The 7,241-nt window shown below is 66.5% G+C and carries 6 protein-coding genes; 2 read left to right on the top strand and 4 right to left on the bottom strand.

Annotation, left to right across the window (positions count from 1 at the left end):
* Positions 1-19: 19 nt before the first annotated feature.
* Both P2Q66_RS08445 and P2Q66_RS08440 read right to left on the bottom strand, forming a co-directional pair.
* On the bottom strand, positions 20-2,518 hold the full coding sequence (locus P2Q66_RS08445; protein ID WP_275727197.1) for a glycoside hydrolase family 3 protein: 2,499 nt from the start codon (positions 2,516-2,518) through the stop codon (positions 20-22).
* Positions 2,519-3,832 carry an MFS transporter gene (locus tag P2Q66_RS08440; RefSeq protein WP_275727196.1) on the bottom strand — a complete coding sequence of 438 codons (1,314 nt, stop codon included), beginning with the start codon at positions 3,830-3,832 and terminating at the stop codon, positions 2,519-2,521.
* Positions 3,833-3,941: 109 nt separating this feature from the next.
* On the opposite strand from P2Q66_RS08440, the gene P2Q66_RS08435 reads away from it, so the two are divergent.
* Positions 3,942-4,535, top strand: a complete 594-nt coding sequence (locus P2Q66_RS08435; protein ID WP_275727195.1) for a TetR/AcrR family transcriptional regulator — start codon at positions 3,942-3,944, stop codon at positions 4,533-4,535.
* Between the two features lie 11 nt (positions 4,536-4,546).
* Here P2Q66_RS08435 and P2Q66_RS08430 read toward each other — a convergent pair whose 3' ends face one another.
* Positions 4,547-5,062 (bottom strand): hypothetical protein, encoded by a 516-nt coding sequence (locus P2Q66_RS08430; protein ID WP_275727193.1) that lies wholly within the window; start codon positions 5,060-5,062, stop codon positions 4,547-4,549.
* The gene (locus P2Q66_RS08425; RefSeq protein ID WP_275727190.1) at positions 5,059-6,330 is read right to left on the bottom strand and encodes a serine/threonine-protein kinase; all 1,272 of its coding nucleotides are present in this window, start codon (positions 6,328-6,330) and stop codon (positions 5,059-5,061) included. Before P2Q66_RS08425 ends, P2Q66_RS08430 begins: the two co-directional genes overlap by 4 nt.
* Positions 6,331-6,454: 124 nt before the next feature.
* Between P2Q66_RS08425 and P2Q66_RS08420 the strand changes: the two genes are divergently transcribed.
* The coding region (locus P2Q66_RS08420) for an MFS transporter (protein WP_275727187.1) at positions 6,455-7,241 on the top strand (787 nt) is incomplete at its 3' end.

Genomic DNA, 7,241 nt, shown 5'->3' with positions numbered 1-7,241 from the left:
GGTTTTTGATTGATCTGTGTTACCGCAGTTCGATGTCCAGCACCTGGAAGTCGTCAGCGGCGTGGCGGCCCACCAGCAGGCGGAACGTGCCCTGCTCAAATTGCCAGCCGCCGTCGTAATGGCCAAAGGACCGTGCCGGTATCCGCACTTCCACGCTTTCCGTACCTCCCGGCGCCAAATGCGTTCCCGCGTAGCCGACGAACCAGCGGACGGGGCGCTCCACGGCGGAGCCGGGGCGGTCCAGGTACACCTGCACCGTTTCACGGCCGGTGCGCTTGCCCGTGTTGCGGACCGGAACGTGCACCACGACGTCCTGGCCGGCAGTCACGTACTGGGGAGCGTGGGCTGTTCCCAGTTCGAAGGTGGTGTAGCCCATGCCGAAGCCGAACGGCAGGGCAGGCGCGGCGCCGCCGGCAGCTTCCTGCTTGAGCCAGGCCCGGTAGCCAACGTGGATGCCTTCGGAGTAGACCACCTTGCCGTCCACCGGTGTCGTGTTCAGCACCGGAACGTCCTCCAGGGCTGCGGGCCAGGTGGTGGGCAGGCGGCCGCCTGGCTCTTCGACGCCGAGGAGGATGTCCGCGATGGCACGGCCGAATTCCTGGCCGCCGAACCAGCCGAGCAGGACCGCTCCCACCTTGTCGAGCCACGGCATCAGGACCGGTGAGCCGGAGTTGACCACCACGACGGTACGCGGATTGACCGCGGCAACAGCTTCGACCAGTTGGTTCTGCAGGCCGGGAAGGTCGAGGTCCTTGCGGTCGAAGCCCTCGGACTCGATCGCGGCGCTGGTTCCCACCACCACGATGGCAACGTCGGCGGCCTTTGCCGCTTCCACTGCCGCGTCAATATCGGCCTGGGGGTCCTCCACGACGGTTTCCTCGCCCAGGAGGATGGCGGTGAACGGGATGACCTGCTGCTTGGGCAGCTCGTAAACGGCTTCGATGCGTACCGCTTCGCCCGCAGCGGTTTCCACGGGGTGGACGGTCTTGGGCGGGTCGAAGAGGGCAGCGCCGAGCACGTCGGTGTCATCCTCGATCTCGCCGTTGAACACTTCCTCGCCCTGCAGCGACAGGCGGATGTAGCCCACCGTTCCCACGCCCAAGTGATGGATGCCCGCCGTGGGGGCAGTCCAGTCAGCTTCCATGCGGATGGCGGCGGCACCTTCCGGGATCCCGACGCCGAACCAGATGAGGTGGGACGCGAGCCGGTCTTCACCGGAGATTTCCGCACCGTCTTCGGACAGGAAGGTCACCCGCATGCCGGGAACGCCGGACACGGGGTTGTGCAGGGAGGTGCGCGGGAAGGCCTGCAGGCCTTCGGCTACCTTGGCTCCGCGGGCGTAGCTGACGCTAACGCTTTCCGGCAGGGCTTCACGCAGGCCCTCCAGCGGAGAGACGGTGTACTTGGGCATGACGGTGGCACTGCCGCCGCCCTGCGTGCGAGCCTCTTCGGCGTTGTGGCCGCTCACTGCAACACTTCCCAGTGCTGACGGGTCAAGGGGCAGAAGCCCGTCCTTGTTGCGGACCAGGACGGCGCCCCGGACCGCCACTTCACGGGCGACGGCGGCGGCGTCGAGGGCCGGCGGAAGGTCAGCCACAGCGGGGGAGACGCCTTCAAGCGATCCGACGCGGGCAGCCAGGCGGAGGATGCGGATGACTTTTTCCAGGATGGCGGCGCGGCTGACGCGGCCGTCCTCAACGGCTGCGAGCAGTTTGGGTCCCCAGTGGCCTACCGGGCCGGGCATCTCGAGGTCCTGGTGGGCATTGGCCGCCTCGACGGACCGGACGCCGGTCCAGTCCGAAACGACGACGCCGTCAAAGCCCCACTCGGTGGACAGCGGGGTCTTCAGGAGGTGGTTCTCGCTGGCCGTGGTGCCGTTGATGGAGTTGTAGGAGCTCATCACCAGCCAGGCGCGTGCCTCGGTGATGGCGTCTTCGAAGGCTGCGAGGTAGAGCTCGCGCAGGGGGCGCTCGTCCACCACGGAGTCGGCGGTGAAGCGGTCCGTTTCGGCCTCGTTGGCCAGGTAGTGCTTGGGTGTTGCCCCGACGCCCATGGACTGCACGCCGGCCACGTAGCCGGCGGCCAGGGTGGCGGTGAGCCGGGGGTCTTCGCTCATGCACTCGAAGTGCCGTCCGCCCAAGGGTGAGCGGTGCAGGTTGATGGTGGGGCCAAGTACGGCGTGGACGCCCTTGCGGCGGGCTTCCTGGCCCAGGACCTGGCCGTAGCGGCGGGCGACGTCTACGCTCCAGGTGGCGGACAGGGCGGACGACGACGGCAGGGAGACGGAGTCGTGCCGCTCGTCGAAGTCTTCACCACGGACCCCCGACGGACCGTCCGAGAGGACGACGCGGGACAGGCCGATGGAAGGAAGGGCGTGGGTAGCCCAGACATCCGCACCGGTCAGGAGCTGGATCTGCTGTTCAAGGGAAAGGTTTTCGGCCAGTTCGCGGATGCGTGCTTCGGCGTCGGGCGAACCGGCGGCCGGGGCGGTTGCGGCAGGGGAGAGGGTGGGGTTCATCTATTTGACTCCTTTGATGCGGGTGACGAGGACGGCGCCGATGATGCCGACGACGGCCCCGCCGATGAAGAGTGCGGGGTAACCGCCGAGCGTGATGACGGGGAATGCGATGGCCGGCACCAGGGACTGGGGCAGTGCCTGGGCGATGTTGAAGACACCAAAGGTTTTCGCGTTCTCGCTCTGGTCCTTGGGCAGCAGATCGGTGATGAGGGCAACGTCCACGGCTCCGAAGCAGCCAAGGCCGAGGCCGGTGATTGCCTGTCCGACCAGGACCTGGTCCGTGGTGGTGCTGGTGGCGATGACGATCAGGCCGAGCATCACGATGATTGCCGAGGCGATGACCATTGCCTTGCGCTTGCCGATGCGGTCGCTGATCCAGCCTCCGGCGAGGCTGGTGAGGACGGTGCCGGCGGAGTTGACCAGGGTTGCCTGGAAGACCAGGGCGGTGACATCCGATTCGGCGACCTTGAGGTGGTCGATGAAGAAGTACGGCAGGTACAGCAGGCCCGCGCAGTATCCGATGTACACCAGGAACTTGGTGAACCAGGCCCACCCCAGTCCGGGGTTGGTGCGGGGGTTGAAGTAGAACGAGCCCGCGATCTCCTTCAGGTTCAGCGGGGCAGGCTTATCGGTCAGGACCCGGTCTTTGAACGTGAAGGCAAAGGCGAGGGCCACCACGGTGCCGATGATGCCGGGCACCACTGCCATCTGCAGCGCGTTATCGAACAGCTGTGCAAGGAACGCGGCGGCAACCAGGCCGAGGGGAAGCGTCATGCCAATCAGGCCGGAGAGACGGCCGCGTTCGGTGGGGCCGGCCTGGTCAGGAAGCGTGGCAACCAGGGCAGAAAGGGCGGCATTGAAGCTGAGTTGCGTAAACAGCCAGGCAACCAGCACCCCGGTGACGTCGGTGGCAGAGCCCAGGAAGAACAGCGACACGAGCCCCACCAGGGAACCGCCAACTATCCAGGGCTTGCGCATACCGAACCGGGATGTGGTGCGGTCGCTCAGCCTCCCGAAGAACGGGTTGGCCAGCAGTGCTGCCAAGGCGCCGACGCCGGCAACCAGGCTGAGGGCTCCTGCCCGGGTTTCCGGGGTGGTGATCTCGGAAACCTTGATGGCCAGCACCACAAGCGCCGGAGCCAGCACAGCCATCCAGAGCCCGGCGCTGGCGATGGGCATGCCGATGACGTAGGCGCGGGGTGCCTTGACCGGTGAAGGGGCGCCGGTTCCGGCGGCGGTGTCTGCTGTGCTGCTGCCCAAGGCCCCGCTGGCCGGAGATACAGCGGGATCTTGGGAAATGGTCAAATCGGCCACATTGCCTCCTGATGAAAGCGACCCTCCGTTGGGCCGTGAAAAGGATCATATACACAAAAACCAAGTAAGACTAGGTTTTCAGGAGGGGCGCTTGAAATAAACTGTCGTGATGCCGACATCAAAGCCGCGTGGCCAGTACGCCAAAGGAGCGGAGCGCCGGGAGCAAATCATCCAGACAGCAACGGATGTCTTCGCCACTGAAGGCTTTGAAGGTGCGGCGCTGAAGCGGGTGGCCGAGCTCGTAGGGGTGAAGGAGGCCACCCTGTTCCACTACTTCAGGGGCAAGCAGGAGCTGCTGACTGCCGTCCTGTCCGAGCGGGACCGGCGGGTCCTCAGTACTGCCGATGCCGCCGGGACAGGGCTCCGGCTGCTCGCGCCCGTCGCGGAGCGGAACCGCAAAGAACCCGGGCTCACCACGCTTTACGCCGTGGCCTCAGCGACGGCCAGCGATCCCGGGCACGACTCGCACCCGTATTTCGTAGACCGCTACGCCATGCTTGTGGCGGAGTTGGGCGAGGACATCCAACGCCGCCAGGAATCGGGTGAAGTGCGCAACGATGTTCCTGCGCAGGCTCTTGCGAGGCTGGTCATCGCGGCCTTTGACGGGCTGCAGCTGCAATGGCTTTACGACAAGAATGTGGACATGGCCGGCGGCCTGACCCAGCTCATCGACATCCTCATGAAGCCGCCCTCCGGGAAGTAAACCGCTACCTCTCAGTCCCTGTTCCGCTGCTGCCTTTCAGCTTCCTCCTGGGCTTCCTTGCGTTGTTTTTCGGCTTCCTCCTGTGCCTCTTCGCGCTGCTTTTCGGCCTCTTTTTGTGCCTCTTCGCGCTGCTTCTCGGCCTCTTTTTGCGCCTCTTCGAGCCGCTCCTGTTCGTCCTTGGTCAGCGGTCGATCGGTTGCGGGGGGCGTTGGCGCCGGTGCCAGGGCTGCTTCCAGCTCACTCCGGATCGTGCTGATGGCCGCCTCGATCCGGGCTTTCCGCTGCTGCGAGACCTTGCCCTGGTCCGCAGCGGCTGCCACGTCCTGGTTCAGCTGCTGAAGCTCGGCCAGCGCCGACGGGAAGTCCTGTGCCGCAGCCAGTTCCTTTGCCGAGGCCACGCGCGTCTGCAGTTGGCCGGCCACCGCAGTGTCCAGGTCGGGCGCAGGGGAGCACCCGCCAAGCAACGCCACGCCAAGGCAGGCGCCAAGGACGGCGGTTGTCAGCTTTCGGCGGGGATGACGGTTCATGGCCTGACGCTTTCTTCGAGTTCCTTGAAGTGCTCGCCCAGCTGCCCGGGGATCGCCGGCCCGGGATCCACCGTCGCGGGCTGCGGCCCCTGGAGGGACGTCAGCAGGACCGCCCCGAGGATAAGAACGACGACGGCGGCAGCGGCCAGGATCCACAGGCGGCGGCGCCCCACGGGGCTGGCTTTGCCCCCGAGGCGCTTCCGGGCAGGCTTCGGATCTGCCGAGGCAGGTGCCCGCACCGGCAACTGTGGGGCAGGCTGCCGTGACGTGGCGTTGGTGGCCTGGCTGTCAGCGAGGACGGGCAGCCTGCTCCCTTGAGCGGCCGGGCTCCCCGCCACGCGGGTCCCGGCGTCACCCGCGTCCAGGACCCGGGTGGCCGGGTGGGACGGTGCGACGACAGTGTCACCTGCTCCTTCCGCCGGCAGGGTCCAGCCCGCGGTTCCCAGGATCCTGGCGACGCCCGCTGCGTCCGGCCTGTCCTGCGGGTCCAGGGACGTCATGCCGGTCAGCAGCGACGTCCACTGCGGGCCAAGGGAATCGGGAATGTCCGGGAGCCGGGATAGCCGGGCCACGGCGGCTTCCAGCGGAGGCCCGGGGAAGGCCACCGTCCCGGTCAGGGCCTCCAGCAGCACCAGGCCCAGCGAGTAGATGTCCGCGGACGGCCCCACCGTGTCCCCGCGGGCCTGCTCCGGACTCAAGTAGGCCGCCGTTCCCGGAACCATGTTGGTGGCGGTGAGCCGGGCGCCGTCGAGCATTCTTGCGATCCCGAAGTCGGCAAGCTTGGGCCGCAGCGGGGAATCCGCCGCGTAACGGGTCAGCAGGATGTTCGCGGGTTTTACGTCGCGGTGCACCACGCCGCGCTGATGGATGTATTGGAGTGCTTCAGCCAGTTCGGCTCCCAGCCGCGCCGCTTCGGCCCCTGCCAGCGGCCCGGCTGCGAGATGGCGGCGAAGGTCGGTTCCGTTAACAAGTTCCATGACCAGGAAGGGCACTTCCCTGTGGCCGCGGAGCAGGGTGCCGGTATCGAAAAGCGTGACCAGGCCGTGGTGGTTCAGCTGGGCGAGCATCCGGGCTTCCGCCTGCTGCCGGGCCAGTTCCTCCGGGTCGGTGACGTCCTCGCGGAAGATCTTCAGCGCCACCTCCCGGTCGAGTACCAGGTCGGTCCCGCGGTAGACGCTGCCCATGCCGCCGTGCCCAAGGACTTCTTCAACCCGGTACCGCTCGCGCAGGACGGTTCCCGCCAAGCCGGTGTGTGTCTCTTCGGTCATGGTCATTGCCTTCCGTCCAGCACCTACTTTAGCGATGCCTTGCCGATTCAACCGCTGGCCAACCGTGCTGAAAGGCGTAGGATAGGTGCATATCTATGCACATGTGAACTCGAAGGGTTATGGAATGCTGGGCGTTTTGCGGAATGTGACCTACCGGCGGTTGTTCGCGGCGCAGGTGGTGGCACTACTGGGGACCGGGCTGCTGACAGTCGCCCTGGGGCTGCTCGCGTTCGACCTGGCTGGCAGCAATGCCGGCGCCGTCATGGGTACCGCCCTGCTGATCAAGATGCTGGCCTATGTGGGCTTCGCTCCGGTGATCAACGCCGTCGTGGCACGGTTGCCGAAGAAGCCCGTGCTGATCGGTGCCGACCTGGTCCGGGGCGCCATGGCACTGTGCCTGCCGTTCATTACCGAGGCATGGCAGATCTACGTGGTGGTGTTCCTGCTGCAATCGGCGTCGGCCACTTTCACTCCCGCGTTCCAGTCGCTGATTCCCACGGTGCTGAAGGAGGAACGGGACTACACCCGGGCCCTCTCCCTGTCCCGGCTCGCGTACGACATGGAAGCCCTGGTCAGCCCCGCCGCGGCGGCACTGCTGCTGACCGTCGTCAGCTACAACAACTTGTTCCTGGGCACCGTGTTCGGGTTCCTTTTCTCGGCGCTGATGGTCGCCGTAACCGTCCTCCCGAAAATTGAAGCGACAGCCGCGCCGGCAACATCGCTGTGGCACCGGACCACCCTCGGTGCCCGGATTTTCTGGCGGACCAGCCGGCTGCGATCCCTGCTGGCCCTGAACGTGGTGGTCGCCGCACCCACCGCCATGGTCCTGGTCAACACCGTGGTCTACGTCCGTGACGTGCTCGGCCGCGCCGACACAGACCTTGCACTGGCACTGGCATCCTTCGGTGTCG

This window comes from Arthrobacter sp. Cr_A7 (assembly GCF_029222765.1).
Classification (GTDB): Bacteria; Actinomycetota; Actinomycetes; order Actinomycetales; family Micrococcaceae; genus Arthrobacter.
The sequence above is the reverse complement of the archived record's forward strand: the minus strand, read 5'-3'. Positions and strand labels throughout refer to the sequence as shown.